Source organism: Gordonia oryzae, assembly GCF_003797185.1.
In the GTDB taxonomy this organism is placed as follows: domain Bacteria; phylum Actinomycetota; class Actinomycetes; order Mycobacteriales; family Mycobacteriaceae; genus Gordonia; species Gordonia oryzae.
Genome location: NZ_RKMH01000004.1, coordinates 207,621 through 233,479 on the forward strand (window position 1 = coordinate 207,621; position 25,859 = coordinate 233,479).

The following is a 25,859-nucleotide window of genomic DNA, read 5'->3' on the forward strand; positions in this document are numbered from 1 at the left end:
TCACCCGCCCGCGACGGTGACGGTGCCCAGGGATGTGAAGTGGGCGGCCACCCGGCTTCCGGGCGAGACCGGTACGGCATCGGTCATACCGCCGGTCAAGACCACCCACTCCGGTTCCAGGGTGATTCCGCGCGCACCGAAGGTATTGGCGGCGAAGGCAAGTGCCTCACCCGGGTGTCCGAGAACCGCCGACCCGGTGGCACTGTCGACGACGTCACCGTCAACCTCCAGCAGACACGCCTCGAGTCCGAGGTCGAGGTCGTCGATGCGCCGGATGACCGGTCCGGTGACGTAGACGCCCGACGAATTATTATCGGCCACCGCATCTTCGAGGCTGAACTTGAATCCCCAATAACGGCTGTCGATGATCTCGATCGCTCCCATCGCGTGGTCGACGGCCGCGAGCGCCTGTGCGGCCGTCACACCCGGGCCCCGCAGTGCACGCCCCAGCACGAAGGCGATCTCCGGCTCGGCGCGCGGATGGATGAGACGATCCCGCGGAACCGCAAGTCCGGCAGGCAATGCCATGGAATCGGTCAACCAGGCCACCGACGGCGAGTCGACGCCCATCTGCTGCTGTTTGGCGCGGGAGGTGAGACCGAGCTTGATGCCGGTGACCACCTCACCGTGCGCGAGCCGGTCGGCGAGCGCGATGTCCTGGGCGGCGTAGGCGATGTCGAGGCTCAGATCGGGCCACTCGGCGCGGATCGACGTCCGTGGTGTGCGCGAGCGCTCGGCGGACAGGAGGATCTCGGCCACGCGTCCTGCGCTCCATGGCGAGGCCGCGGGTGGTGCGGCGGTGGGTGGCGCAGCAGTGGGTGGGGTGGTCATCGTGGTCCTTCCAGAAGTGCGGTGACGCTGCCGATTCCGGCGAAGTCGGCGACGATCGTGTCGCCCGGGGAGATGGGCACGGCCTTGGTCATCGAGCCGGGCAGCACCACATGTCCGGGTTCGAGGGTGACGCCGAGCGGCCCGACCGTGTTGGCCAGCCATACCAGTGCGTTCAGCGGCGAACCGAGCACGGCGCCACCGGCTCCGGTCGCGATGAGTTCGCCATTGACGTGCAGGTTGACCCCGGTCAGCCGCAGGTCGACGTCGGTGAGCCTCGTCGGCCGGCTGCCCAGGACGACCCCACCCGACGACGCGTTGTCGGCGACGGTGTCGAAGATCCCGATCGCCCAGTCTCGGATGCGGGAGTCGACGATCTCCAGTGACGGCAACACGAAGTCGACGGCCGCGGCCGCGTCGGCGATGGTGACCCCCGGCCCGCGCAAAGGCTTTCCGAGGACGAAGGCCACTTCTGGTTCGATCCGCGGTTGGATGAAAGTGCCCGTCGGGATGGGGGCATTCTCGAGGTGGAACATGCTCGCCGTGAGATGACCGAAATCGGGCTGGGACACCCCCATCTGGCGTTGGATGGCGCGGGAGGCCAACCCCACCTTGTGTCCCTTGATGGTGTCGCCGTGCTTCACCCAGTCCTCGACCTGAGCGAGGGCGATCTCGTAGGCGAGAGACAGTGGGGCGTCCGCGAATCGATCGGCGACGGGTTCGATCGGCTGCCTGTTGCGATACGCACCGAGTAGGTCCTCGGCGGTCCGTCCAACGTCATCGGTCATCTCTTGTGAGCTCCTTCTCGTCTCATCCGGCGATCGCGTGGAGTGCGGACACCTGGGTGTCGGGGGCGATCTCCGTGGGTACCGATGCCGTGAGGGACTTGGTGACCGCATTCGCCGCGCCGATCACCGCGCGCCGGAACTCTTGTTGCGCGGGCACGAACCGGATGGCGGGCGCGGTGATCGAGATCGCCGCCACCACCACGCCCATCTCGTCGCGGATGGGTGCGGCCACACAATTCACGTCGGCGACGGCCTCGCCGTTGTCGAAGGCGCAACCATGACGCAGAACGGCTTTGAGCTCCCTGGTGAGCTCGGCAGCACTGGTGATCGTCGACGGGGTATAGCGGTGCAACGGACTGTTGAGGACGTTGCGTTCGATCTCACCGGGATGGCGGTGGGCCAGCAGGGCCTTGCCGACCGCGCTGCAGTGCGCGTCGAGGTGTGCGCCGATCCGCGCGCCGGACACATTGATCACGTGTGTGCCGATGACCTTGTCGACATACATCACGCGATAGCGCTCCATGATCGCCAGATGTGCTGTCTCGCCATACTTCTCCGACAGTGCCCGCAAGATCGGCGCGGCGCAGGTTCGCACATCGACGGAGCCCTGCAGGGTCTGATTGAGTTCGACGATTCGCCAGCCGATGCGGTACCTGCCACGCGAGCGGCACTGCAACAGTCCGATGTCGACGAGCGACGCCAACAGTGCGTGTGCGCTCGAGCGGGGGACGCCGATGGCCGAGGCGACCTCGGTGACACCCCACTCCGGGCGTTCGACGGTGAAGAGGTCCAGGACCGGACCGATCTTCTGAACCGTTTGTAGTGCTGCCATGATCCACCTTTCGTGATTTGGTGTGTGGGGGGGCTCAGAAGCCCCAACCGTGTTCGCCTTGCAGTTCGAGCGCTCGAAAACTGCCGGTGTAGAACAGGAGTGGATGACCGTCGTCGAACCAGAGTTCCTCGAACCGACCCACGTGCAGTGTGTGATCGCCTGCGGGGTGGGAGTCGGTGACGGTGCACGGCAGGTGGACCAGCGCGCCGTCGAGCAGCGGGACGCCGCGACGCCAGGTGAACCTGACCAGATCGGGTTCGCTTGCCGCGCCGGCGAAATGCAGAGACAGCGGTGCCTGATCGCTGGCGAGGATCGACACCCCGTATCGGCCGGTGTCGGCGATCTTGGCGTTCATCTTCGCCCGGTTCGCGATGGAGACGAGGACCAGCGGCGGATCGAGGGAGACCGAGGTGAACCGGTCGGCGATCTGCACGTCAGCTCCATCCGCTGTGATGCGCAAACCGTGATCCGGACCCCGGCGATGATCGAATCCGACTCCTGCCCAGACTTTCTGGTGTGTGTGGTGACCGAGGGTCAGGTAGAGGTGCGCCGGAACGGCAGGAGTGCGGTCGTCTCGGGCGGAGCCTTCGTGCTGATGGACCTGGCCGCGCCGTTCGTCTTCGACGCCCCGACCCGGTTCCGGCAAGTGGTGGTACGGGTACCGGGCCGGCTGGTGGAGGGGCGGTTGCCCGAGGCGCTCGCCGCGCGGGTCACCGCCCGCGCCTTCGACCCTGCCGACGACGGGGCATCGGCGATCATCGGCCGGGTGCTGACCGACATGGCGGCCACCGAGTTGCCTGCGGCCACCGCGGTCCCGTTCGCGTCGTCGGCGATCAGCATGCTCTCGGCGACGATCCTCGAGTCCGCGCCCATCGTGCGCCCGGGTGACGGATATCGCGCGCAGGACCTCGCCCGCATCGAGAAGGTCATCGCCGACAACCTCCACGACGCCGACCTGACCGTCTCCGACGTTGCTCGCCTCAGCGGGATGTCGCTGCGCAACCTGCAAATACTCGCGCAGGGGGCGGGGCGCACGGCCAACGGCTGGCTGTACGAGGCCCGGATCGAGCGCGCCAAGCACTTGCTCGCGACGACCGGGGATCCGGTGGCCACGATCAGTGAGTACGTGGGACTTCGTGACGTGTCGCATTTCGGTCGTCTGTTCCGTAAGCAGGTGGGTACGAGTCCGGGCCGGTTCCGAACCGGGTGAGCGTCGTGGGGCCGGGTCTCAGGCGGGGGCCTCGCCGAAGAGCATGGTGGCCCCACCGGTGGCGAAGTTTGCGACATCACCTGCGGCTGCTTGTCCCTCGGGCGACGAAAGGGCTGCGAGCGCAACGTCTTTGGTTTCGAAGATCAAGCGGGCGATCGCGTACTCGGCGGGTGGTGACTCGTCGAGCGATTCGCATCGGCTCACCGACAGAGCCGTGAGGCCGTTGATCGCCTCGGCAAGGGGCCGATGCGTCGAGGCGTAGTACTCGTCGAAGGCGGCGGGATCGTCGGGATGATGGTAGATGACGGTGATGACGTACATGGTGCTCACTCCTGGGGTGTGGTCGCCGGGATGGCGGGGAATTCTTCGCGGAAGATCATGCGCGGCGCCATCCGCCGGCGCTTGAGTGCTTTGACACCGGCCTGCACCATCGGTGGTGGGCCACAGAGGAATCCACTCATGCCCTTGCATGAGGAGAAGTCGGCGAGGACGGCGTCGGTGACCAGACCGGTGGCACCGTCCCACTCCTGCTCACTGAGCACCGGGTGGTAGTGGAACCGGCTGTCGGTGGCGGCGAGCACGGTGAATCGTTCGACGTCGTAGAGGTCGGCGCGCCGACGCCCGCCGTGATAGAGGTGGATTTCGGGAATCAGATTGTGCTCCAGCGCGTGTGAGGCGATGGAGCACAGCGGTGCGAGCCCGGTGCCGCCGCCGATGAGGATGCCGGGTCCGGTCTGCTCGGCCACGAGATGGAACTGCCCCAACGGCCCGCGCAGCCGAAGACGATCACCGACGGCCAGGGTCGAGAAGATCCACCGTTCGGTGGCTACCCCGCCGGGGGTGAGCTTGATGTGGAACTCCAGTCTGCGCGTTTCCGACGGCGGGTTGGCCATCGAATACTGCCGTGTCACAACGGTACCCGGGGTTGTGCCGGTGGACGGGACGACGAGTTCACAGTACTGGCCGGCGTTGAACGCCATGTCGTCGTCGAGGTCGACCACCAGCCGCCGCGTGTGGTCGGCGATCTCGGTGATCTCGGCGACGGTGCCGCAGTGATCGCGCAGAGGTTGCCGTGGGATCGATTCGTCGATCGCGCCGATCGGTTCGACCGTCACCTCGCCGCACGGAGTGGCCATGCACGCCAACGCCATTCCACGTTCGCGTTCTTCGGCGGTCAAGGTGTATTCGGGGGAGTCGCGGTGATCGACGCGCCCGCACACCACCGACAGCTTGCACGACCCGCACGTGCCCTGCGTGCAGGAGTGCGGAATCCAGGCGTTCGCGCGTAGCGCTGCGTCCAGGATGGTCTGGTCCGGGGCCACCTCGAGAGTGGTTGTGCCGACCCGCACCCGGTGGGTGGCGGTGGTGGAGGCGGTCACCTCAGACCTCCCACTGCACGTGCAGCTGCTTGGGTCCGCGGAATCCCCAACCCCAGAAGTCGATCTCGTGAGCGGTGTCCCGTTCGATGTTGGGGATCGACTCGAACAGCTCCTCGAGTGCGATCCGCACTACCGCGCTGGCGAAATAGGTTCCGGCGCAGGCGTGTACGCCACCACCGAATGTCAGATTCGGGATGACGGCGCGGTCGAGGTCGTAGGAGGTGGGTGCGTCGTAGGCGTTCTCGTCGTTGTTGGCCGAACCGTAGGAGAGCATCACCAGTGACCCCTGCGGCAGGGTCACGCCACCGACTGTCACCTTTCTGGTGGCGACCTTCACCGCGGCCGACCAGATCGGTGCCACCCAGCGCATGCCCTCGGCGACGGCCCTGGTGATCAGGGTGGGGTCGTCGATGACCCGCTCGAGTTGATCGGGCCGGCTGAACAGGCCGGCGAGGGTGGTCCCCATCGCGTGGCCCGGCTCCTGCATCGCGCCGAGCAGGAAGACGTAGAGATTCGGGTAGATGACCTCGCGGCTGCGGGTCTGCCCCTCGGGCATGCCGTCGTGGAGCCAATGGGAGATCGCGGTGTGATCGGGGTGCTCGATCCAGTGGTCGATCTTCGGGTCGACGTGCGCGATGATCTCGGCCTTGGCCTCGTCGCCGGGGATGAACCCGTCCGGATTGGCGAACTCGCCGTCGGCTGTCATGTCGGCATTGGTGAACGAGTCGCTGAGCTTGTGGAACCATTCGCGCAGCTTGTCGGTGCTGACGTCGCCGAGGCCGAGGAGGTCACCAAGCGCGCGCACGCTGACCGGTTCGCAGTATTCGGCAACGATGTCGGCGGCTCCGTTGTCCTCGAAGTCGGCGAGTCTGCTGCGTGCGAAGGGCCGGACGAGGTCGTCGATGTAGGTGTCGACGGCCGATGGCTGTAGGTGCGGCTCGACCATCCCGCGCAGTTCACGGTGCTCGGGCCCGTTGGAGTTGAGGATTGCCCCGGAGCCGAAGGTCCGGCCACCCGCCGGGGAGATCACCGCGGGCCAGTTCTCGGAATCCTTCGAGATCTCCAGGCACAACTCCCTGGTCGAGACGATGTGCAGACCCAGCTGCGGGACGAACGCGACAGGTGCTTCACGCCGCAGGCGTTCGTAGAACGGGCGCGGGTCGGCCTCCAGCTCGGCCATCGTGATGTCGGTGATCCAACTCGGTGTTGCCGCGGATGTGAGCGTCATGATCGTCCTTACGTATGGATATTCCGAACAGGCGGGGGTCGGGGTGCTCCCGTATCCGGAATGCCTCTGGTGTCTGCATGGAAAAGGTTGTGATCTGGAACACTAAAGAGGGAGGTGGCGGCTGAGAATGACCGAGAGTGCACCGAATCTTGACCCGGACGGCACGGCCGTTGTTGACCCGGACGGCACGGCCGTTGTTGTCCCGGACGGCACGGCCGCGGGTGTTTCAGACGGCACGGCCGCGGGTGTTTCAGACGGCACGGCCGCGGGTGTTTCAGACGGCATGGCCGTTGCCTTGAGTACGCGTGAGCTGGCCTCGTCGGAGGGGCGTGAGTTGTGGGCGGAGACGCTCGACATGACGTTCTGCGAGATGGATGTCGACTGGCCGCGGCTACATTCGTCCTTCGACGCCGACATCACGGCGCGACCGGTCGGCGAGATGGCGTTGAGTCTGGTGCGCGCCGACCCGCATACCGTGGTACGCACACCCGACATGATCGCTTCGGATCCCGTGGACGCACTGTTGTTGTGCCTGGTGACGAAGGGTGCCGCGACCATCACTCAGCAGCGGCGGACTTCGACACTCGACTCCGGTGCGTTCGGTTTCGTCGATTCGCAGCGCCCGTTCATCGTCAGTGGGGTGACCGAGTTCGAGCAGGTCGTTCTGCGGGTGCCGCGGGATCTGTTCGCCTCACGGGTCGGGGTGAGTATCGATAACGCCGTCGGGCTCCGGATCGATGCGGGCTCCGGTGTGGGCCGGGTCGCGTCGAGCATGCTGGTGGATCTCGCCGTTCACGACGATGATCTCGGTGCGGGAGCCGTCGCGGCCGTCGCATCGGCGTTGCTCGACGTGGTCTCCGCGGCGGTCGACCATCGGATGCCGCAGCGTTCGCTGACCGATCGCGTGCACGCCGACGACCTGCGCACTGTGCAGCAGTCGATGCTGCGCCACATCGGCGATCCCGACCACACGATCGCCGACGTGGCCACCGAGTTGGGTATGTCCGTGCGCTACATCCACAAACTGTTCAGCGCCGCGGGCACCACACCGCGAACATGGTTGTACGGCAAACGCTTCGAACGAGCCCGCTCACTGCTCTCGGATACCGATCAGAGCGTGCACGAGATCGCCGAGCGCCTCGGTTTCCGTGACGTGTCACACTTTTCGCGGTCGTTTCGGCGCACGGTAGGAGTGAGTCCGCGGAGTTTTCGGAATGCGGGGGTGATCGCCCCTACTTGCCCTTGAACGGCGCGGTCCCAAGGACCAGTTGAAGCCCGTCGATCCCGGAATTGGCTCGTGCATACTGCAATTCGTGACTGATGTCGCCGATGTTGTTGAGCGGGGGCAACGCCAGGCCGATGGTCGAAAGCACGCCGAGGGCGCGACCCTGCGCGTCGAGGTAGGCGCTGCCGCTGTCTCCGGGGATGCCGGGGAAACGCATCTCCACGATGTGCGACCAGCCGTTGTCGGCGGGTTGGTCTGCCTTGCTGACGCCGTGTTGCTTGGACAGCTTCTTGAATCCGAACTTCAGGCTCGAACTTCCGTAGCTGTAGATCTTCGTGTCGGGTGTCGTGCCGTCGGTGGCGATGCCGGTGGGTCCGCCCCAGAACGGTATCGACGGATTGACCTTACCGACGTCGTCCGGGTTCACCTTGATCAGTGCGAGATCGTTGAAATTACAGGTGTTCTGATCGGTTTCGCCCTTCTGACGCATGGTGAGCCAACTGTTGTAGACCAGGGTGCCGGCACCGAGTTGTCTGCCCACACCGGTGATCGGGTTGCCGCCCTTGTTGAAGGTAACAACGGTGCCGATCGGCAGGCTGTTGTTGTGGCAGCCATTGGTCTCGGTGTCCTTACCCGTTCCCGAGCAGTGTGCGGCCTGTCCGAGGTAGACGTTGCCGGATTTGTCGACGAAGACGTAGTTGGTGGTGCATTGCGCATCGCCGGTGTAGGTCTGCACGCCGGGGGTGATCGTCGCCGAATCAGCGGACGCGAAATGGACTTTCGCGGCATCGGCCGCCACCGTCATCTGCGGTGCCGCCGGGGTAGCGGATGTCGGGGTAGTGGAGGTGCCGCACGCGCTTGCGGCGATCGCGACGAAGGCGGCCGCCGCAACACCGGCCACGGCCATGCGGCGGCGGGGCTCGGCGATGTTCGTTCTCATCTGAGTGAGAATATCTGGGCCGGTTGCCCTGCGACGTCGTTCGATGGTGCGGAGTCGTTCGGCCGGTGTAGGCGAAAACCGGCACGTCACTCCCCGAGCGGTGGGCACCGGACACCGTCGGTCACGTTGCGCTCGGCGATGCCCCGCAGCACCCGACCCGAAGCCGTCCTCGATTCACCACGGTGCCGCCTTTCAGCAGGATGGCAGCGAGCGGAAATTCAATGCGGCCGTGTGGAACAACGGCGCCACGGCCTCGGCCGCAGCGGTTTTCGCCACGTCCGACAACGCCCCTGGGAGCGGATCAGCACCGTGACACCGGAATCTATCAGGGCGGAGGTGACCTCGGGAGCGGCCAGCCGGGCCTCGGGCGGCACCAGGACGCCCGCCGAGCACGGGGGTTGTCAGCGGGAGCGCCACTTCGCTACCCGTTCGGTGTGCTCGGGTGAGAGATGGGCCAGGGGTTGCATCGCCGCGGCCATGCCGAGGACCGATTCCAAGGGGCTGGTGCGTGATTCCTGGAGCAGCCGTTTGGCCATCCGCAGCGCCTCGGGCGGGTTCTTGGTGATGCGTTCAGCGAGCGAACGGGCCTCGTCGAGAAGATCGTCAGGGCCGACCACGCGGCTCACCATGCCCCACTCGGCCGCCGTGGCGGCATCCACGCGGTCGCCGGTGAACGTCATCTCCGCGGCCCGCTCATATCCGACGGCACGCGGCAGGAACCACGTTCCGCCGTCGCCGGGAATCAGGCCCACCTGGACGAAGCTCTCGGCGAAGGACGCGCGCTCGGAGGCGATCCGGATATCGCACATCATCGCCAGGTCGCAGCCCGCGCCGACCGCCGCACCGTTGACCGCGGCGATGATCGGCACCTCGAGGTGAGCCAGGGCACGCGGCAGACGTTGGATGCCCGCTACGTAGGCACGTCGCTGAGCTCGCTCATCGACGCCGAACATGCCCGTTCGGTCGGCCATCTCCTTGACGTTGCCGCCTGCGGAGAAGATTGTGCCCGCCCCGGTCAGGATGATTGCCCTGATGTCGAGGTTGGTGTTGGCGGCGTCGACCGCCGCCTCGAAGGCCTCGACGAACTCCACGTCGGTGATCGCGTTGCCGACCTCGGGCTTGTTGATCGTCCAGATCTGGGTCGCCCCGGTGGTGGCGATGTCCAGCGGTGAATGCATATGGGAGACCTTTCGCGACGGTGAGAACAGCGCGGGTCGAGCGTGACCGGCACGTTCCACCGTAATCGCCGGTCGATGACGGAGGAACCGACGATGTGGCGCATCGGATGGGTGATCGTCGCCGTGCGCCGTGCGCCGTGCGCCGTGCACCGTGCGCGGTGCGCCGTGCGGAGTCGGTGCGGACCGGCTTGCGTGGTCCGGTCGTTGGTAGCGGCACATGGGTGACGGCGGTGGCGGCGAGCATCGCCTTCCCCCACGCGCCCAGGAACGTGCGAGGCTCGGCGACGAGATCGGCGGTGCCCATCTGCGCCGACCAGCGCACACAACGGGAGATCGCAGTGCGCTCGGAGACCGCCGGCACGCTCGTGGTCGCACCGAGCCCGCGGCATGTCGTATTGCCTGGTCGGGGGCTCGGCACGTGGCGCGGCCAGCACATCGACGGACGACCCGCCGTGTTATTGGCTCTCTCAACCGCGCACGCATCTGGCGGGCACGGTACCGATCGGCTTCGTCATCCCGTCCTCATGGTGACCGTTCTGAGATTCCCGGCCGGCACCGACGATCTGCGTCTAGTCGCCCAGAGCCCTGGACTCATACTCGGCCCGTGTTGTTGAATTATGAACCGCAGCAACTTGGTTGGGCACCATCCGGCGCATCAACAGATCTCGGATCGCCTGCGGGAGCAGCCCTGCCGCCCGCACCGCGGGGCCCACGAAGGGCGGCAGGGTCACCTCGAAGCGTGGCTTCTCGATCGCCGCGACGACGGCGGCGGCGACATCGGCCGGCTGCAGCATGGCTGCCGAACCGGTCGCGGTGCCCGCGGCGAGTGGGGTGTCGACGACGGTCGGCATGACGGCGGTCAGGAGAACCCCGGAGCCGCGGAGCTCCTCACGGACCGCGGTCAGGTAGCCGAGCACGCCGTGCTTGCTCGCAGCATATGTCGCCTCGCCGGGAGGTGCGAGTTTGGAAGCGGCAGAAGCGATCGTGACGATGTGGCCGTGTCCGCGGTGGCGCATGCGCGGTGCGGTGAGCCGCACCCCGCGGATCACGCCGTGCAAGTTGACCGCCAGCATGGCGTCGGCCGCCGCGTCGGTCTCGGCGTCGAAGGGGCCGACCCACATGACCCCGGCGTTGTTCACCAGGACGTCGATCGGTCCGACGGACGACTCGACCGCATTGAGAAACGCCGTGAAAGACTCGGTACTGGTGACATCGAGCGCGAAAGCGTGTGCCTCGCCCGGTATCTCACTCGCCGTGACACGTGCACCGGCAAGGTCGCGATCGCCGATGGCCACCCGTGCCCCAGTGTCGGCGAGGTGCCGGGCGATCTCGCGTCCGATACCCGCTGCGCCGCCGGTGATGGCGATGACCTTGCCCGCTATCGGTGTGCCCTTGCTCATGACCAATCAGTCTGTCACATCGACGGCGCCGGTACTCCCGGGTTGCAGTCGGGCGGCAACCTCGTCGAGGACGTGGTCGGCAGCCAGGTAGGGCTCCGCGGATCTCGGCCAGTGCACAATGACGTCGGTGAATCCCAAAGCCGCAGCGCGGCCGACCATTTCGTCGAAGAGGCCGACGCTCTCCAGGGCGTTGCGTGGCGAGGCGTCGAGGCTCAGATAGCGGGGGAACTCCTCGGTGATCCCGTCCTTGCCGAGTGTCTCGGTGAGCACATCGCAGCTCGCGCGGACGCCGTCGAACCAGTCGTCGACGGTCTCCGACTGGGTGCCGGTGGTGATCCAGCCGTCGCCGTGACGTGCGGCGAAGCGCACTGATCGGGGACCGTTGCCCGCCAACAGGAATGGCACGCGCGGCCGCACCGGATCGCCGACCAGTCGCATGTCACGGGCGCGGTAATACTGCCCGTCGGCATCGACGTGATCGTCACGAAGGGTGCGGTCGAGCAAAAGGGTGAACTCCTGCAGGCGGTCGACGCGTTGCTTGGGTGGGAGGCGGTCGCCCCCGAGGACGGTGTCGTCGGGGGTGCCGCCGGCGCCGAGGCCGAGCAGGAAACGGCCGTCGGAGATGTCGACCAGGGTAGCGACTTCGCGACTGAACGCGACCGGATGGCGGAAGTTGGGGGAGACGACGAACGCACCGAGGTCGATGTGTCGGGTGACGGTCGCGGCGGCGGTCAGCGTCGGGATGCAGGAGAACCAGCGGGAGTCGGGCAGACCACCCCAAACCAGGTGATCGTAGGTCCAGGCGTGGTCGAAGCCCATCTCCTCGGCACGTTGCCACCGGGACCGCGACTCTCGCCAGGTCAGATCGGGCAGGATGCAGATACCGAAACGCATGGCGCCCAGACTAGCCGGTCATGAAGTCTAGGACGAGAGGCACTGTCTGCGAACGGTATTCGTCGAAGTAGGCGTGTCGGGCGCCGTCGAGGATGTGTGCGCGAGCGTCGGGGATGCGCTCGCGGAGTATCTCGGCGTTGGCCACCGGCGCCATCAGGTCATCGGTGCCGTGCAGGATCAGGGTGGGACTCGTGATGTCGGGCAGGACCGCCCACGCATCGTGTCGATTGCTCGCCAGCAGGTGTGCCCGCCGGTTGGAGTCGGACATGTCCGGATCGCCGAGTACGTGATATGGGCCGGGGTTGGCGGCACGCCACTGCGGCGAATACATGTAGTCCAACAGCGCCGCGGTTGCGTCCGGACCGGCCAGGGCACGACGCACCGACTCGTCTCGTTCGACGGCATGAACCCCACCGGGTGTGGTGCATCCGAGGACCAGCCGCCGCGCTCGACGTGGTGCCGATGCCGCCAGGAACTGCGCGGCACGACCGCCCATCGACGTGCCATACACCGCGAACTTGTCGATGGCGAGCGAATCCATCACCGCCAGAGCATCTTCGGCGAACAATTGCGTGCTGTAGCGTTCGCCACCGGAACCGCTTGCGCCGGTCCCGCGGTAGTCGAAGGTGACCGTGGTGTGGTGGGCGTCGAAGTCGCCGCGCGTGCGATCCCACCAGTGGTGATTGTTGGCCTGCCCGGGCAGGAGTAGCAGCGTCGGGCCGGACCCGCGCACCTGCACCGCCAGCCGCACCCGGTCTCGGGTGCGGGCGATCTCGTGATACTCGGCGGCGGGCACGTGGGTGAGCCTAGTGGCGTTGCCCGCGGCACCCCACCCGCCGTATTGCGCCCTTACTGCGTCGGCGTCGGCGGTCTCGAGGTTCGTCGCCCGGTCACCGCCCGCGGCGGGAAGATTTCTCGGATGGCTCTACCCGCTACGCCTCAGAGCCGCCCTGGCGAGGCGTCATTCCGAGTGCCGTGATCGCACCCGCTGCTGCGACCACGGCCAGTGTCCACCACGCGTGCTGGAAGACCGCATGTACGGCGTCGTAGCCGACGGGACTGCCGATGATGGCGACCAGGACGCTCACACCCAACGCCATCCCGATCTGGCGACTCATGTTGACCACGGCGCTGCCCGTCGCCGATTGTGTGGCAGGCAGATCCGCGGTTGCCGAGGACAGGATCGCCGGCAGCGCCAGGCCCACCCCGACTCCGCCGATCAGCCAGCCCGGCAGTAGTGCCGTCGCGTAGGCGGGTGTGGACGAGATCGACAGCGAGATCAGCAGACCACCGAGGCCGAACAGTGCACATCCGGCAGCGATGACCGCACCGACCGGAATCCGGGCGGTGAGCCGGTGGCCGACGGCGGCGAAGATCGGGACCATCAGTGGTCCGGGCGAGACCGCGAATCCGGTCTTGATCGCCGAGTACCCCCACACCTGCTGCATCCACAGGATGTTCGCGAGCAGCGCACCGGCGAACGGGATGGAGAAGAGCACGGCGGTGATGTTGGCGAAGGAGAATGCGCGCACACGCAACAGATTCGGGTCGATCACCGGTTCTCGGTGTCGTGCCGAACTGACCAGGAAACCGATCAGTCCGATGACGGTGACGGCCCACGCCAGCAGAATCCGGTTGTCGGTCCATCCCCAGGTCGGTCCCTCGACGAGGCCGAGAGTCAACGCGCCGATGGTGATCGCGAGCAGGCCGGCGCCGAGCAGATCCGGTAGGTGATCGGCGGCCTCGTTGCGCGATCGTGGGAGCAACATCGCGCCCCCAACGAGCGCGAGCACGCCCACGGGCAGGTTGACGAGGAAGACCCACCGCCAGGACGCCTCCACCAGCACACCACCGACGGCCGGTCCGAGTGCCGCGGCCACTGCGCCGGTTGCGGCCCAGATCCGCACCGACCGCGCACGGATCTCCGTCGGCATGGCGGCGACGACGAGCCCGAGGCTGGCCGGGGTCAGGATCGCGGCACCGACGGCCTGCAGGGTCCGAAAGGTCACCAACCACCAAATACCCTCGGCGGCAGCGCATGCCGCGCTGGCGAGTGTGAAGATCGTGACGCCGATCAAGAAGCCCGCCTTGCGTCCGTAGCGGTCGGCGATCCGGCCGGCGGGTACGAGCAGCGCCGCGTAGAGGATGGTGTAGGCGTTGAGCACCCACGACAGTTCCGACAGGGAGACGCCGTGAAAGTCGCGTCCGATGTCGTCGAACGCCACGTTCACGATGAACACATCCAGGCTCGCCATGAACGCTGCAAGCGACAGCAACGCCAGGATCAATGCCGGACGCCGAGGGACCGACGTCGCGCTGGGTTCCTGGGCATGAGCCACGTCGGTCATTGTCGATCCTCGATTCGCGAATCCGGGCGCGAGAACCAGCGCCCGGTGAGTTGTATGACGAAACCTAGGAAAGCAGATTGAGTTGCCTGACGCAACCCACTAGACTCGACGCATGCGCCGCGCCAGCTTCTCCGGAATGAATTGTTCGGTCGCGCAGACCCTCGAGGTCGTCGGCGAGTGGTGGACGCTACTCATCATCCGCGACGCACTGTTCGGGGTGACGCGCTTCGACGCCTTCTCGACCCGGCTGGGTATCGCTCGCAACGTGCTCACCCAGCGACTCGACACTCTCGTCGAGCACGGAATCCTGGTCCGGGATCCCTACCAGGACAATCCGGTTCGCTACGACTACCGGCTGACCGACAAAGGCCGCGACCTGTGGACGGTGATCAACGCCCTGCGTCAATGGGGCGACAAGTGGTCGGCACCCGACGGCGCTCCGGTCGAGCTCGTGCACACCGGCTGCGGTCACACGACGACGCTCGAGCCGGTGTGCTCAGAGTGTGGTGAGCACGTTGATCGGGGGTCGGTGACAGTGCGCCGAGGGCCGGGCGCCGGCGCGAATGCCCCGCTGCCGGCGTGAGCAATCCGACGTCCAGCCGGCCGCAGTCAGGCGGGAGCCTCGGCCGCCGGTGATCCGTTGCGGGTCGGGACCACGATGTTGCCCACGGACGTCTGAACGGGTTTGTCACCCTGGTTGAAGGTCACCGTGCGGAGCTTGACGATCTGCGCGATCTCGATTGGCGTGCGCTCGTCGGTGTCGAGTGTGGCGCGCGAACCCGACGCTCAGAGATCCAACCCACCTCGTTTGACGAGCTGCTTGGCGATGACGTTCTGCTGGATCTCATTGGTCCCCTCGCCGACGATCATCAGCGGCGCGTCGCGGAAATACCGTTCGACGTCGTACTCGGTGGAGTAGCCGTATCCGCCGTGGATGCGCACCGCGTCGAGGGCGATTTCCATCGCCGTTTCCGAGCAGAACAGTTTGGCCATACCAGCCTCCATATCGGCGCGCTTGCCGGTGTCGACGCGTTCGGCGGCGTCGAGCAGCAGGCTGCGGGCGGCGGCGAGCTTGGTGCCCATCGTGGCGAGCATGTTGCCGACGGCCTGGTGCTTCCAGATCGGCTGGCCGAAGCTCTCTCGGTCCTGTGCATACTGCAGGGCGTCGTCGAAGGCGGCGCGCGCCACGCCGGTCGCACGGGCGGCCACCTGAATGCGGCCGGTTTCGAGACCCTTCATCATCTGAGCGAAGCCCTTGCCCTCCACGCCACCGAGCACGGCGTCGACGGGAACGCGGGCGCCGTCGAAGTTGAGTTCGCAACTCTCCACGCCCTTGTATCCGAGCTTGGGTAGATCCTTGGAGACGGTGAATCCGGGCACCTTCTCGACCAGCAGGATCGAGACGCCGGTGTGGGCGGGCTGCGCGGCGGGATCGGTCTTGCACAGTAATGCGACGAGCCCGGACTTGCGGGCGTTGCTGATCCACGTCTTGGACCCGTTGATGACGTACTCGTCACCTTCCTTGGCCGCGACGGTCCGCATGTTCTGCAGGTCCGAGCCCCCGCCCGGCTCGGTGAGCGCCATCGTCGCGCGCAGCTCGCCGCTGGCCATGCGTGGCAGATACTTCTGCTTCTGCTGCTCGGTGCCGAAGGTGAGCAGCAGCTTCGCGACGACGGTGTGCCCGCCCATCGCCCCGGCCAGGCTCATCCAGCCGCGGGCCAACTCCTCGGTGACCTGCGCATAACAGGGCATCGACACCTGCGCGAAGCCGTAGGGCTCGGGGATGGCGAGACCGTAGATTCCGATCTCCTTCATCGTTTCGATGAGCTCTTCGGGGTAGGTGTTGGCGTGCTCGAGTTCACGCACCACCGGACGCACCTGCTTGTCCACGAAGTCGCGAACGGTCTTGACGATGGCTTCTTCCTCGACGGACAGCTTGATGGCCATGGCAGTGTTCCTCTCAACTCTGTAAAAAATATTCTATGGAAAATTGAGAGATGCGCAAGCTTGGCGTCGGTCCGCTCAGGAGAGGATCACCAGCTGCCGGGTGGCGCGGGTCATTGCGACGTAGCGGTCGACGGCGCCGGTGATGCCGGCACCGAAGCGATCCGGCGCGACGAGAACCACCAGGTCGAACTCGAGACCCTTGACGCGCTCGGGCGCGAGCGTCCGCACACGCGGGCGGTGGATCGGGGCGGGCAGGCTGCTCGGATCGCCGATGACGCAAGCGACCCCCTCGGGATGGGTCCGCTCCCACTCGTCGAGGATCGCAGCGAGGTCGGCGACGGTGCCGTGGCCGACCTCTCTGCCGGTGCTCCGGATGGAGGTCGGGACATTCGCGTCGGGTATCGCTGCGGTGATCACCGGCGCGGCCTGCGCCATGATCTCCTCGGGCGTGCGGTAGTTGATCGACAGACCGGCGACACGGACCTCGCCGAATCCGACCCGGCGCAATCGGTCCGGCCAGGTTTCGGTGAATCCGCGCCGCGACTGGGCGCGGTCGCCGACCACGGTGACGCTGCGAGACGGGCAGCGTGCCACGAGCATCGACCACTGCGCGTCGGTCAGCTCCTGCGCCTCGTCGACGATGATGTGGGCGAACGGCCCGGCCAACGGATCATGGTCGGCGACAGGCGGATCGGAGTCGTCGACCAGTGAGTCCCGCAGATCCTCGCCGCGCAGCATCGGCGCGAGACCCTCGCCGTCGTCGAAGCTATGCGCGGCGAGGAGGTCGTCGACAACGCGATCCATCGCGTCTCGACCGGCTGCCAACATAGCCTCACGCCGGCGTCGGCGTCGGGAGAAGCCGGGATCGCCGAGCCGACGCCGCGCCGCATCGAGGAACGGGATATCCGAGGTGGTCCACGCGGTCGGGTCTGCCCGGTACAGGGTTCGGACCGCGGCGGCGCTCAGCTGCGGTGCGGCCAGACGCAAGTACGCCGGCACCGACCACAAATCGCCGACCAGGGTGGGAGCGTCGAGAGTCGGCCATGCTGTGGTGTATGCGGAGACGAGGTCGTCGTTGCCGACCAACGCTCGACGGAGCTGGGGCAGATCACGAGTATCGAGAGCGGCGGCGATGATGTCGGTGAGTGCATCCCACACCTGTTCGCGTGCCTCATGATGGCTGGCGCCGGACTCGGGGGCACTGAAGGCCTCGGCCCATTCCACGGCGGTGAGTTCCACTTCGCCCCAAGGGGTCTCGACTTCCAGGGTGCTCGCGGGCGGTTGTTCGTAGAATGCGACGGCCCGCTCGATCAGGGCAATCGGATCGAGGCCGTCCTTGAGTGCGGCGACGACGGGATCGGATTCGTTTGTCGCACCATCACCTTCGGGCACGAGATCGTGCAGGGTGCAGGTGCGGACGCCGTCCTCCCCGAGGCTGGGCAGGACGTCGGAAATGTAGCCAAGGTATTCCTCGTGAGGACCCACGACCAGTAGTTGCCCGCGATCTCCCGCCAGCCGCGGGTCGGCGTAGAGCAGATACGCCGCACGATGCAGCGCGACCACGGTCTTTCCGGTGCCGGGGCCACCGTCGACGACGAGGGCACCGTGACTGTCGGCCCGGATGATGGCGTCCTGGTCGGCGGCGATGGTGCCCAACACATCTCGCATACGCGGCTCGCGGGAGGCGTCGAGGACGGCGAGGAACGCCGAATCGTCGTCGAGGGCCAGATGTGCGACCTCACCGTCGAATGATTCGTCCCAGAAGTCGACGACCTGTCCATGACTCCATCGGTACCGCCGCCGACTCGCCAACCCCTGGGGATTGGCGTGGGTGGCGGCGAAGAACGATGCGGCCGCCGGGGTGCGCCAGTCGACCAGTAATTGTTCGCCACGACCATCGGTCATCCCGATGCGGCCGATGTAGCTGATGGCGCCATCGGTGCGCACGGTACGTCCGAGGCACAGATCCTGGCGGTACCGACGCAACACGCGGAGCCGTCGATTCGTCTCGTGGATTTCCAGGTCACGGTCCAGTGCGCGGCGGCCGCCACCGCCGTCGGTGAGACGTAGTGCGTCGAGGCGTGCGGTGAGGTCGGCGATGGTGTGGGTGAGGTGGGCGGTGATGACGGCGAAATGCCGATCGTCGTCACCGATGACGGCGGGATCGTACGAGGCGCGAAAAACCATGGGCGCCATTGTGAAACCGAGGTGGGGCCTTGCGGCAAGCCCCCACCGGCGGGTTACAGTGAAAGGGGAAGGCGAGAGGTCGTTCCATCGTCAGATCCCGCCCGGCGATCAGGGTCGCGCAGCCTGCGCGAGAAGCGGGATCGCGGGACCCGACCGCGATGTTGTCAACGATCCGGTCGAAGCAACTAGGGTGTGTCTCCCAATTCCCTTTGCGAGGGATTGGCGGCCCGATTGCGCCCTGGCCGCGTTGTCGTCGGTCACGATGGCTGCCGCTATCGCTTCCTCCTCCGCCTTGCCAGAACGCAATCGTTCGCGCCAATCCCTCGCAGAAGAATTGGGCGACACACCCTAGGCCGAGTCCCTCCGCTGCAGATGTAGCACGCGTAGTTCCGCGGCGATGCGGCCGGAGTCCGGTCCGTGCTTCCAGGACCGATTGTCGCCGACCACGAGACCGGCGAGGAGCCCCAGCGGAATGGGTTGTGCATCATCGACTTTACGGTGAACGCGGTAGATGATGACGACGGTCGGGACGACGACGAGTATGGCGAGGACAACGATGAGTGTGGTCATGACAGAAACACTGCGCCCACAAGTTTCCGGCCACCAGTGGCGGAAGTGACACGCTTCGCAAATTATCTGCCAGACTGGTGGGGTGTTGAATTCCGTTGCCGTTCTGCTCTACGGGCGCGTCGCACTCTTCGAGTTCGGGGTGCTGCACGAGGTGTTCGGACTCGATCGCACCGACGACGGCGTCCCCGCCTTCGACTTCCGCGTCGCCTCACCGACTCCGCATGCTGCCCTGCAGGTTGATGGCGGCGTGACGATTGCCGCGCCGTACACGCTCGACGATTGCCTCGACGTCGACCTCGTTGCGATTCCCGGGGGCAGTACGTCCGGTGAGTATCCGCAGGAGATCCTCGACACCTTGCGTACGGTGGTCGACCGCGGTGGCCGGGTGCTGACGGTCTGCTCCGGAGCATTCACTGCCGGCGCTGCCGGACTTCTCGACGGGCGACGCGCCACCACGCATTGGCGCTATGGCGACAAGCTCGCGCGGATGTTCCCCGAAGCCGAGGTCGACACCGACGTCCTCTTCGTCGACGACGGCCCGATCACCACCAGTGCGGGTACCGCCGCGGGTATCGACGCCGCGCTGCACCTCGTCCGCGAGGACTGGGGATCGACCGTCGCCAATCGCATTGCCCGCCGAATGGTGGTCCCCCCACACCGCGACGGCGGGCAACGGCAGTTCATCGATGCGCCCATGCCCACGTGCGCCGACGAGGGCTTCGGCGAGCTACTGGACTGGATGGTCACGCACCTCGACAGCGACATCTCCGTCGATGCCCTCGCTGCTCGAATGCACATGTCGGGACGAACTTTCGCGCGTAGATTCGTCGATGAGGTCGGCATTCCGCCACGTCGGTGGCTCACCGAACAGCGCGTCCTGCACGCCAAGAACCTGCTGGAATCGACTGAGTTGTCGGTGGAGGAAGTGGCCCGGTTGTCGGGATTCGCATCGGCGACGTTGCTGCGCCACCACTTCACGACGACTGTGGGGGTGGCGCCGGTCGTCTATCGCAGACGATTCGCCGGCGGTATCACCGACCATGCGGTGGGACAGGAGTGAGCATGTTCGATCTTCGGGATCTCGAGTTGCCGATCATCGCGGCCCCGATGGCGGGTGGTCCGTCGACGCCGGGTCTGGTGATTGCGGCCGCGCACGCCGGCGGGATCGGCTTTCTGGCCGCGGGATACAAGTCGCCCGAGCTCCTGGAATCGGAGATCACCGAGGTCGGCGAGGTGGGAATACCGTTCGGCGTCAACATCTTCACGCCGGGACCACCGATCCGTGATCGTGGTGCCGTGCAACGCTACCGGGATGCGCTGGCTCCGGTGGCCGAGCGCTACGGTGTGCCTCTGCCGGTCATCGTCGACGCCGACGACGACCATTTCGGTGCGAAGATCGATCTCGTCATCGAGAGACGGGTTGGGTTGGTGTCGTTCACCTTTGGACTTCCGTCGGTCGACACCATTCAACGGCTGCACGATGCCGGAATCACGGTGATCGCGACCGTGGCGAGCGTTGACGACGCCGATCGCGCGGTGGCCGTCGGTGTCGACCTGCTGTGCGTGCAGGGAACCGAGGCGGGCGGGCATCGGGGCACCCTGGATCTCGATGCGGTGCCGAACGACACGCCGACGGTGGATCTGGCCCGAGACGTGGTGTCCAGGGTGGATATTCCGGTCATCGCCGCCGGAGGTGTGGGCGACGGCGAAGCTGTCGGAGCGGTGCTCGCATCGGGGGCGGTGGCCGTGCAGATCGGGACCGCGCTCCTGGACTCCGACGAGGCAGGGACCAACGGGGTGCACCGCACCGCTTTGCGGTGCCCGCCATCGGCGGAGACCGTTGTCACGCGCGCATTCTCGGGCCGTCCGGCGCGAGCCTTGCGTAACAGCTTCGTCGATACCCATGACGCGCTCGTCCCGGCCGAGTACCCTGCCGTCCACCATCTGACAAGCCCGCTTCGTAAGGCAGCAGTTGCCGCAGGTGAGCGCCAGGACGTGAACCTCTGGGCCGGAACCTCATTCGCCTCCATCCGCGGCGGGTCGGCGACCGACATCATCGCGGAGTTGTGGTCGGACGCTCACGGTGGTCCGGAATCAGCGCCCTAGCAGGCGTTCTCGAGGCTTCGTCGCTGGCACTCCTACGCACCTCGAGACCGCCGTCAGCCGAGGCCGTCGGCCCGACGATCGGAGCGTAGCGCGCGGTACAGCATATGCATGGCGATGGTCACCGCCCGCTCGCGCACCGCGGCGCGGTCACCGGGGAGGTGTAGCGTCCGTGTTCGCGGTGCCGTACCGGCCAGTGCAATACCGAAGCAGACGGTGCCGACCGGTTTGCCGGGGGTTCCGCCCCCCGGGCCGGCTATCCCACTGGTCGACACGGCGATGTCGACAGCGAAGCGGCCCACCGCGCCCTGCGCCATCGCCGCGGCGACGGGCTCACTCACGGCGCCGTGTTCGGCGATCAATTCAGCTGGGACGTCCAGCATTGCGGTCTTGGCATCGTTGGAGTAGGAAATGACCCCGCCCATCACGTAGCCCGAGGACCCGGCGCGGTCGGTGAGGCGCGCCGCGATCAGGCCACCGGTGCACGACTCCGCCGTGGCGACGCTGCGGCCTTGCAGTGCCGTGGCTACGAGGTCGTCGATGCTGGAGCCGTCGACCGAAAAAATCTGTGTCCGATGGTGTTCGAGCAACCCGCCGGCGAGGGCATCGTAGGCGGCTTGGGCGTCGATCGGATAGCGAGTCACGATTTCCACTTCGCCTCGACGCAGGCAGGTGGTGACCTCCAACTCGTCGACGCCGTCGATCCCGGGCTCGATGGTGCGCAGGGTGGCGGCCAGTTCGGACTCCGAGAGCCCCAAGGCACGGATCGTCTGTTCGCGGAAGTCGCCCCGGCCGGCGATCGCCGCCGCGATCGGTTCGATACCGATTGCCGTGTCCCACATTGCCTGCAACTCGCGTGGCGGACCCGGCAGGACGAGGATCGCTGGTGTGCGGTGGGCGTCCTCAGTGACCGCGGGTATCGCGATACCCGGCGCAGTGCCGACCGGGGGGATCGGTTGTGCCCCTTGAGGAATCATCGCCTGCTTGCGGGTACCAGCCTGCGACGACTCTGCCGTCGGCTCACTGCGCTGCTGCTGCCAGCGCGAGATAATTTGCGCGATATGGGTTTCCAACTCCGCGTCGAGATGCAGCGGGCGTCGGCAGAACTGGGCTACCGTCTCCACGGTGAGGTCGTCGGCCGTCGGGCCGAGACCTCCGGTGGTCACGATGAGGTCCACCCCGGACGCGGCGAGGAAGTGCAACTGCGCGGTCAGATCGTCCGGGCGGTCGCCGCAGATGGTGATGTGGGCGACGTCGACGCCGAGGCCGAGCAGGCGTCGGGCCACCCACGGGCCGTTGGCGTCAGAGATTCGACCGGTGAGGACCTCGGTCCCGGTGACCACGATTCCCGCACGCACGTTCACGAAGTCGAGCATAGTGCGGCGGGGTCGTGGGCTGTGACGCCAGTGGTAGTTGCCGCAGGAGACCTACTTGCTCTTCGACGAGTTCCTCCGACGGTTCGGGCTGTTCTCCATCACCGAGTTGCCGATGCCGATCAGAATCCGGATTGCCTACTTCACCAACTCGAACTTGTGGGCCGAGATCCTGCGGCCGCCCGGATGGATCCAGGACAAGACCGAACAGTTGATGCCGCCAAGGCGCCGGGACTGAGAGCCACCCGGTCACAGGGCTGCGAGGGTTGGGCCCATCCAAGTTCGCATCGGCGTCGAAGTGCTGTTGTCTGGAGGCACGCCGGGCCGATCGTGGCCTGACCGACCAACGAGGAGTAGACCGCGCATGACCGAGGACCTGGCTGAGGACCTGGTGGTACTCGTCGAGCCCGACGGCACGCCATGCGGTACCGCCGACCGGACATCGGTGCACACCACCTCCACCCCGCTCCACTTTGCCTTCTCCTGCCACCTCGTCGAGGCCGGCCGGTTGCTGATGACTCGGCGGGCGCTGACGAAGAAGACCTGGCCGGGTGTGTGGACCAACTCCTACTGCGGGCACCCCCGTCCGGGCGAGAGAGCCGTGGACGCTGTGGACCGTTACGCCCAGCGGGAATTGGGCGTCGACGTCACCGATGTGCGCTGCGTCCTGCCCGATTTCCGCTATCGGGCCGTCGATGCCAGTGGTGTGGTGGAGAACGAGGTGTGCCCGGTGTTCGTCGCGCGACCGACCGGTCCACTGCGCCCCAATCCCGACGAGGTGATGGACGTCGCATGGACCGACGTCGACGACGTGTGGTCGGCGGCGCGACGCACCCCGTGGCTGCTCAGCCCGTGGTTCGTCGAACAGGTGCATGAGCTCGGTGCCCATCCCTACGCTGTGCCGGAGCGGGAGACGCTATGAGCCCGCGCCCGATGGCTTCGCGCCGATCGCCCGCGACCACCAGTCAGTATGTGCGCTACGACGAGGTCGCCGAGGCCAGTGCCGACCTGGTGATCCGCTCGTATTCGTCGTCGTTCGGCCTCGCCTCCCGGCTGCTGGCCGGTCGGATCCGGCGTGATGTACGCAACATCTATGCGTTGGTTCGCGTGGCCGACGAGATCGTCGACGCCCCGCGACCCGGCCAGGACGTCGACAGCAGGCGGGTCGCACTCGATCAGCTCGAGGCGGACACCCTCGCGGCGATGGACAGCGGGTCGAGTACCAATCTGGTGGTCCACGCCTTCGCCCGCACGGCCCGCCGGGTCGGCGTCGACGACTCGCTGACAGCGCCGTTCTTCGCGTCGATGCGCACCGACTTGACCTGTCGAGAACACGACGACGACAGTCTGGCCACCTACATCTATGGGTCGGCGGAGGTCGTCGGGTTGATGTGTCTGCGGGCATTTCTCGTCGAAGAACCCGACCCTGACGCCGGCTATGAGGCGATGGCACCGGGAGCGCAACGTCTTGGGGCCGCGTTCCAGAAGGTCAACTTCTTGCGCGACCTCGGAGTCGATGACGGTGAACTCGGCCGACGCTATCTCACCGGTCTCGACCCGCAAGCCCCGAGCGATGCGGCGTGGCAGAGGTGGCTCGACGACATCGACGACGACCTGGCCGCCGCGGCGCTCATCATTCCCGAACTGCCCGTTGCGGCACGGGTCGCGGTATGTACCGCCCACGATTTGTTCGCCGAGTTGTCGGCGCGTCTGCGCACCGTGGCACCGGAGGACGCGGTGACCGCGCGCGTACGGGTGCCCGGACCGGTGAAGGCACGTATCGCTGCGGCGGCTGCGGTGCGCCGCGGATATCCACGAGCGGAAGGGGTGTCGAACCGGTGACTACACCGAAGAAGGTCGTCGTCATTGGCGGCGGTGTGGCCGGACTGGCCACTGCTGCATTGTTGGCCGCCGACGGGCACGACGTCGACATCATCGAGAAGAACGCCAATCCTGGTGGGCGGGCCGGGAGTTGGGAGAAGGACGGATTCCGCTTCGACACCGGACCGTCGTGGTGGCTGATGCCGCAGGTCTTTGATCACTTCTTCGCGTTGCTGGGGACGTCGACGGCTGAGCAACTGGAGCTCACCCGACTCGAACCCGGATATCGGGTGTTCTTCGAAGGCGAGCCGGATCCATTGGAGATCTCCGGTGATCGTGTTCGTAACCGGGAGTTGTTCGAGCGCACCGAACCCGGTGCGGGCGTGCGATTCGACGAATACCTGGAGTCGGCACGCGACACCTACGACGTGGCCGTTCGACGATTCCTTTACACCAGCTTCTCCTCGGCCCGGGCGTTCACCGCCACCGAACTGCTACGCCGTCTCCCCCGGTTGGCGCGACTGCTCACCGAGAGCCTGGAGTCGTTCATCGCCAGGCACTTTCGTGACCGGAGGCTACGGCAGATCCTCGGCTACCCGGCAGTGTTCCTCGGGGCGTCGCCCGAGCGTGCGCCCGCGATGTATCACCTGATGAGCTGGCTGGATCTCGACGACGGGGTCCGATACCCGCAAGGGGGTTTCACCCGATTCGTCGACGCGCTCGTCGGCGTCGCCGTCGATCATGGCGCGCGCCTGCACACCGGGGTGACGGCGACCGAGATCTGTACCCGCGATTCGGGTCGCGGACCGATCGGGAGGCGGGCAACGGTTACCGGTGTGCGGGCGACCGGTGCGGACGGTACCGAGAACGTGTGGCCTGCCGACATCGTGATCGGCGCGGCCGATCTACACCACCTCGAGACTCGCTTGCTGCCAAGAAGGTTGCAGACATTCCCGCAACGGTGGTGGGACCGCCGGACGTCGGGGCCCGGTGCAGTGCTGGTCTTCCTCGGGGTGCGTGGGCGGCTTCCGCAACTCGCGCACCACTCGCTGTTCTTCACCCAGGACTGGCACGCGAACTTCGATGCCATCTTCACCGAACCCACCCGCGTCCCCGAGCCCGCATCGCTGTATGTGTGTCGGCCGTCGGCGACCGACGATTCGGTGGCGCCGAGCGAGTACGAGAATTTGTTCATCCTGGTACCCATACCGCCCGACCCGTCACTGGGCCGTGGCGGTGTCGACGGCGCAGGCGATCGGGTGATCGAGCAGACCGCCGACCGCGCCATCGGCCTCGTCGCCGACTGGGCAGGCATCGAGGACCTCGCGGATCGGATCGTCGTACGCCGCACGATGGGGCCGGGCGATTTCGCGGTCGACGTCAACTCGTGGTCCGGTGGTGCGCTCGGCCCCGCGCACACGTTGCGCCAGAGTGCCTTTCTGCGCGCCACCAACCGATCACGCAAGGTGGACGGACTCTACTATGCCGGTGGCTCGACTCGCCCCGGCATCGGACTGCCCATGTGCCTCATCAGCGCCGAACTGATCCGCAAGCGCCTGCGCGGCGACCATTCCACCGGTCCCTCTGTCTGACTGCGTCGGAATGCGT

Annotated in this window: 25 protein-coding genes and 1 pseudogene; 9 read left to right on the forward strand and 17 right to left on the reverse strand. The window is 66.6% G+C overall.

The window, feature by feature from the left end; translation table 11 throughout:
* The 4 genes and pseudogenes from EF294_RS06880 to EF294_RS06895 form a co-directional block, all read right to left on the reverse strand.
* Complete coding sequence (locus EF294_RS06880; protein ID WP_123927263.1) at positions 1-831, reverse strand: 2-keto-4-pentenoate hydratase; 831 nt, start codon at positions 829-831, stop codon at positions 1-3.
* Complete coding sequence (locus EF294_RS06885) at positions 828-1,616, reverse strand: 2-keto-4-pentenoate hydratase (protein WP_123927266.1); 789 nt, start codon at positions 1,614-1,616, stop codon at positions 828-830. Before EF294_RS06885 ends, EF294_RS06880 begins: the two co-directional genes overlap by 4 nt.
* Before the next feature lie 22 nt (positions 1,617-1,638).
* Positions 1,639-2,448, reverse strand: coding sequence for an IclR family transcriptional regulator (locus EF294_RS06890; RefSeq protein ID WP_123927269.1), 810 nt, complete (start codon positions 2,446-2,448; stop codon positions 1,639-1,641).
* Positions 2,449-2,482: 34 nt separating this feature from the next.
* Positions 2,483-2,893, reverse strand: a pseudogene (locus EF294_RS06895) (flavin reductase family protein); the annotation flags it as partial.
* Between the two features lie 18 nt (positions 2,894-2,911).
* Between EF294_RS06895 and EF294_RS06900 the strand changes: the two are divergent.
* Positions 2,912-3,658, forward strand: coding sequence for a helix-turn-helix transcriptional regulator (locus EF294_RS06900; protein WP_246007733.1), 747 nt, complete (start codon positions 2,912-2,914; stop codon positions 3,656-3,658).
* 18 nt (positions 3,659-3,676) lie between these two features.
* On the opposite strand, the gene EF294_RS06905 is transcribed toward EF294_RS06900, so the two are convergent.
* The 3 genes from EF294_RS06905 to EF294_RS06915 are packed head-to-tail and all read right to left on the reverse strand — an operon-like array spanning position 3,677 to position 6,265.
* On the reverse strand, positions 3,677-3,979 hold the full coding sequence (locus EF294_RS06905; RefSeq protein WP_123927578.1) for an EthD family reductase: 303 nt from the start codon (positions 3,977-3,979) through the stop codon (positions 3,677-3,679).
* Between the two features lie 5 nt (positions 3,980-3,984).
* Positions 3,985-5,037 (reverse strand): 2Fe-2S iron-sulfur cluster-binding protein, encoded by a 1,053-nt coding sequence (locus tag EF294_RS06910; RefSeq protein WP_246007734.1) that lies wholly within the window; start codon positions 5,035-5,037, stop codon positions 3,985-3,987.
* 1 nt (position 5,038) lies between these two features.
* Positions 5,039-6,265, reverse strand: a complete 1,227-nt coding sequence (locus EF294_RS06915) for a cytochrome P450 (RefSeq protein WP_123927275.1) — start codon at positions 6,263-6,265, stop codon at positions 5,039-5,041.
* 127 nt (positions 6,266-6,392) lie between these two features.
* Between EF294_RS06915 and EF294_RS06925 the strand changes: the two genes are divergently transcribed.
* Positions 6,393-7,511: an AraC family transcriptional regulator gene (locus tag EF294_RS06925; protein ID WP_425459403.1), complete on the forward strand. Its 1,119-nt coding sequence runs from the start codon at positions 6,393-6,395 to the stop codon at positions 7,509-7,511.
* Here the strand turns inward: EF294_RS06925 and EF294_RS06930 are convergent.
* The 6 genes from EF294_RS06930 to EF294_RS06965 all read right to left on the reverse strand — a co-directional run bounded on the left by EF294_RS06930 (position 7,498) and on the right by EF294_RS06965 (position 14,250).
* The gene (locus EF294_RS06930; protein ID WP_246007735.1) at positions 7,498-8,430 is read right to left on the reverse strand and encodes a hypothetical protein; all 933 of its coding nucleotides are present in this window, start codon (positions 8,428-8,430) and stop codon (positions 7,498-7,500) included. The genes EF294_RS06925 and EF294_RS06930 overlap by 14 nt on opposite strands.
* A 401-nt stretch (positions 8,431-8,831) precedes the next feature.
* Entirely contained in the window at positions 8,832-9,608 is a 777-nt protein-coding gene (locus tag EF294_RS06940; RefSeq protein ID WP_123927278.1) for a crotonase/enoyl-CoA hydratase family protein, read from the reverse strand.
* Positions 9,609-10,177: 569 nt separating this feature from the next.
* Positions 10,178-11,008 carry an SDR family oxidoreductase gene (locus tag EF294_RS06950; RefSeq protein ID WP_185090966.1) on the reverse strand — a complete coding sequence of 277 codons (831 nt, stop codon included), beginning with the start codon at positions 11,006-11,008 and terminating at the stop codon, positions 10,178-10,180.
* Positions 11,009-11,014: 6 nt separating this feature from the next.
* Positions 11,015-11,902 carry an LLM class flavin-dependent oxidoreductase gene (locus EF294_RS06955; protein ID WP_123927285.1) on the reverse strand — a complete coding sequence of 296 codons (888 nt, stop codon included), beginning with the start codon at positions 11,900-11,902 and terminating at the stop codon, positions 11,015-11,017.
* A gap of 10 nt (positions 11,903-11,912) precedes the next feature.
* On the reverse strand, positions 11,913-12,698 hold the full coding sequence (locus EF294_RS06960; RefSeq protein ID WP_123927288.1) for an alpha/beta fold hydrolase: 786 nt from the start codon (positions 12,696-12,698) through the stop codon (positions 11,913-11,915).
* A gap of 136 nt (positions 12,699-12,834) precedes the next feature.
* Positions 12,835-14,250 carry an MFS transporter gene (locus EF294_RS06965; RefSeq protein WP_123927291.1) on the reverse strand — a complete coding sequence of 472 codons (1,416 nt, stop codon included), beginning with the start codon at positions 14,248-14,250 and terminating at the stop codon, positions 12,835-12,837.
* Positions 14,251-14,362: 112 nt separating this feature from the next.
* Here EF294_RS06965 and EF294_RS06970 point away from each other — a divergent pair, with 112 nt between their 5' ends.
* Entirely contained in the window at positions 14,363-14,833 is a 471-nt protein-coding gene (locus EF294_RS06970) for a winged helix-turn-helix transcriptional regulator (protein ID WP_123927294.1), read from the forward strand.
* Positions 14,834-15,036: 203 nt separating this feature from the next.
* On the opposite strand, the gene EF294_RS06975 is transcribed toward EF294_RS06970, so the two are convergent.
* The 3 genes from EF294_RS06975 to EF294_RS06985 all read right to left on the reverse strand — a co-directional run bounded on the left by EF294_RS06975 (position 15,037) and on the right by EF294_RS06985 (position 18,954).
* Positions 15,037-16,197: an acyl-CoA dehydrogenase family protein gene (locus EF294_RS06975; protein ID WP_185090967.1), complete on the reverse strand. Its 1,161-nt coding sequence runs from the start codon at positions 16,195-16,197 to the stop codon at positions 15,037-15,039.
* Between the two features lie 75 nt (positions 16,198-16,272).
* Entirely contained in the window at positions 16,273-18,393 is a 2,121-nt protein-coding gene (helR, locus tag EF294_RS06980) for an RNA polymerase recycling motor ATPase HelR (RefSeq protein ID WP_281275988.1), read from the reverse strand.
* Positions 18,394-18,732: 339 nt separating this feature from the next.
* A complete protein-coding gene (locus EF294_RS06985; protein WP_123927300.1) occupies positions 18,733-18,954 on the reverse strand; it encodes a hypothetical protein in 222 nt (73 codons plus the stop codon).
* An 82-nt stretch (positions 18,955-19,036) separates the two neighbouring features.
* Between EF294_RS06985 and EF294_RS06990 the strand changes: the two genes are divergently transcribed.
* Positions 19,037-20,014, forward strand: coding sequence for a GlxA family transcriptional regulator (locus tag EF294_RS06990; RefSeq protein ID WP_123927303.1), 978 nt, complete (start codon positions 19,037-19,039; stop codon positions 20,012-20,014).
* A 2-nt stretch (positions 20,015-20,016) separates the two neighbouring features.
* Complete coding sequence (locus EF294_RS06995) at positions 20,017-21,060, forward strand: NAD(P)H-dependent flavin oxidoreductase (RefSeq protein WP_123927306.1); 1,044 nt, start codon at positions 20,017-20,019, stop codon at positions 21,058-21,060.
* A gap of 53 nt (positions 21,061-21,113) precedes the next feature.
* Here EF294_RS06995 and EF294_RS07000 read toward each other — a convergent pair whose 3' ends face one another.
* Positions 21,114-22,421 (reverse strand): competence/damage-inducible protein A, encoded by a 1,308-nt coding sequence (locus tag EF294_RS07000; protein ID WP_484103579.1) that lies wholly within the window; start codon positions 22,419-22,421, stop codon positions 21,114-21,116.
* Between the two features lie 67 nt (positions 22,422-22,488).
* On the opposite strand from EF294_RS07000, the gene EF294_RS07005 reads away from it, so the two are divergent.
* From EF294_RS07005 to crtI, 4 genes are all read left to right on the forward strand, one after another.
* On the forward strand, positions 22,489-22,668 hold the full coding sequence (locus EF294_RS07005; RefSeq protein ID WP_123927313.1) for a hypothetical protein: 180 nt from the start codon (positions 22,489-22,491) through the stop codon (positions 22,666-22,668).
* A 126-nt stretch (positions 22,669-22,794) separates the two neighbouring features.
* Positions 22,795-23,352, forward strand: a complete 558-nt coding sequence (gene idi, locus EF294_RS07010; RefSeq protein ID WP_123927316.1) for an isopentenyl-diphosphate Delta-isomerase — start codon at positions 22,795-22,797, stop codon at positions 23,350-23,352.
* Positions 23,349-24,272, forward strand: coding sequence for a phytoene/squalene synthase family protein (locus EF294_RS07015; RefSeq protein ID WP_123927319.1), 924 nt, complete (start codon positions 23,349-23,351; stop codon positions 24,270-24,272). Before idi ends, EF294_RS07015 begins: the two co-directional genes overlap by 4 nt.
* Complete coding sequence (gene crtI / locus EF294_RS07020; protein ID WP_123927322.1) at positions 24,269-25,843, forward strand: phytoene desaturase family protein; 1,575 nt, start codon at positions 24,269-24,271, stop codon at positions 25,841-25,843. The genes EF294_RS07015 and crtI overlap by 4 nt, the downstream gene beginning before the upstream one ends.
* The last annotated feature ends 16 nt before the right edge of the window (positions 25,844-25,859 follow it).

Excerpts from the sequence above, each read along its gene's own strand:
- idi (WP_123927316.1), top strand. The coding sequence starts at position 22,795 with ATGACCGAGGACCTGGCTGAGGACCTGGTGGTACTCGTCGAGCCCGAC.
- EF294_RS06930 (WP_246007735.1), bottom strand. The coding sequence starts at position 8,430 with ATGAGAACGAACATCGCCGAGCCCCGCCGCCGCATGGCCGTGGCCGGT.
- EF294_RS06985 (WP_123927300.1), bottom strand. The coding sequence starts at position 18,954 with ATGACCACACTCATCGTTGTCCTCGCCATACTCGTCGTCGTCCCGACC.
- EF294_RS06995 (WP_123927306.1), top strand. The coding sequence starts at position 20,017 with ATGTTCGATCTTCGGGATCTCGAGTTGCCGATCATCGCGGCCCCGATG.
- EF294_RS06890 (WP_123927269.1), bottom strand. The coding sequence starts at position 2,448 with ATGGCAGCACTACAAACGGTTCAGAAGATCGGTCCGGTCCTGGACCTC.
- EF294_RS06915 (WP_123927275.1), bottom strand. The coding sequence starts at position 6,265 with ATGACGCTCACATCCGCGGCAACACCGAGTTGGATCACCGACATCACG.
- EF294_RS06940 (WP_123927278.1), bottom strand. The coding sequence starts at position 9,608 with ATGCATTCACCGCTGGACATCGCCACCACCGGGGCGACCCAGATCTGG.
- EF294_RS06970 (WP_123927294.1), top strand. The coding sequence starts at position 14,363 with ATGCGCCGCGCCAGCTTCTCCGGAATGAATTGTTCGGTCGCGCAGACC.
- EF294_RS06955 (WP_123927285.1), bottom strand. The coding sequence starts at position 11,902 with ATGCGTTTCGGTATCTGCATCCTGCCCGATCTGACCTGGCGAGAGTCG.
- EF294_RS06885 (WP_123927266.1), bottom strand. The coding sequence starts at position 1,616 with ATGACCGATGACGTTGGACGGACCGCCGAGGACCTACTCGGTGCGTAT.
- EF294_RS06950 (WP_185090966.1), bottom strand. The coding sequence starts at position 11,008 with ATGAGCAAGGGCACACCGATAGCGGGCAAGGTCATCGCCATCACCGGC.
- EF294_RS06965 (WP_123927291.1), bottom strand. The coding sequence starts at position 14,250 with ATGACCGACGTGGCTCATGCCCAGGAACCCAGCGCGACGTCGGTCCCT.
- EF294_RS06925 (WP_425459403.1), top strand. The coding sequence starts at position 6,393 with ATGACCGAGAGTGCACCGAATCTTGACCCGGACGGCACGGCCGTTGTT.
- EF294_RS06880 (WP_123927263.1), bottom strand. The coding sequence starts at position 831 with ATGACCACCCCACCCACTGCTGCGCCACCCACCGCCGCACCACCCGCG.
- helR (WP_281275988.1), bottom strand. The coding sequence starts at position 18,393 with ATGGCGCCCATGGTTTTTCGCGCCTCGTACGATCCCGCCGTCATCGGT.
- EF294_RS07015 (WP_123927319.1), top strand. The coding sequence starts at position 23,349 with ATGAGCCCGCGCCCGATGGCTTCGCGCCGATCGCCCGCGACCACCAGT.
- EF294_RS06905 (WP_123927578.1), bottom strand. The coding sequence starts at position 3,979 with ATGTACGTCATCACCGTCATCTACCATCATCCCGACGATCCCGCCGCC.
- EF294_RS06975 (WP_185090967.1), bottom strand. The coding sequence starts at position 16,197 with ATGGCCATCAAGCTGTCCGTCGAGGAAGAAGCCATCGTCAAGACCGTT.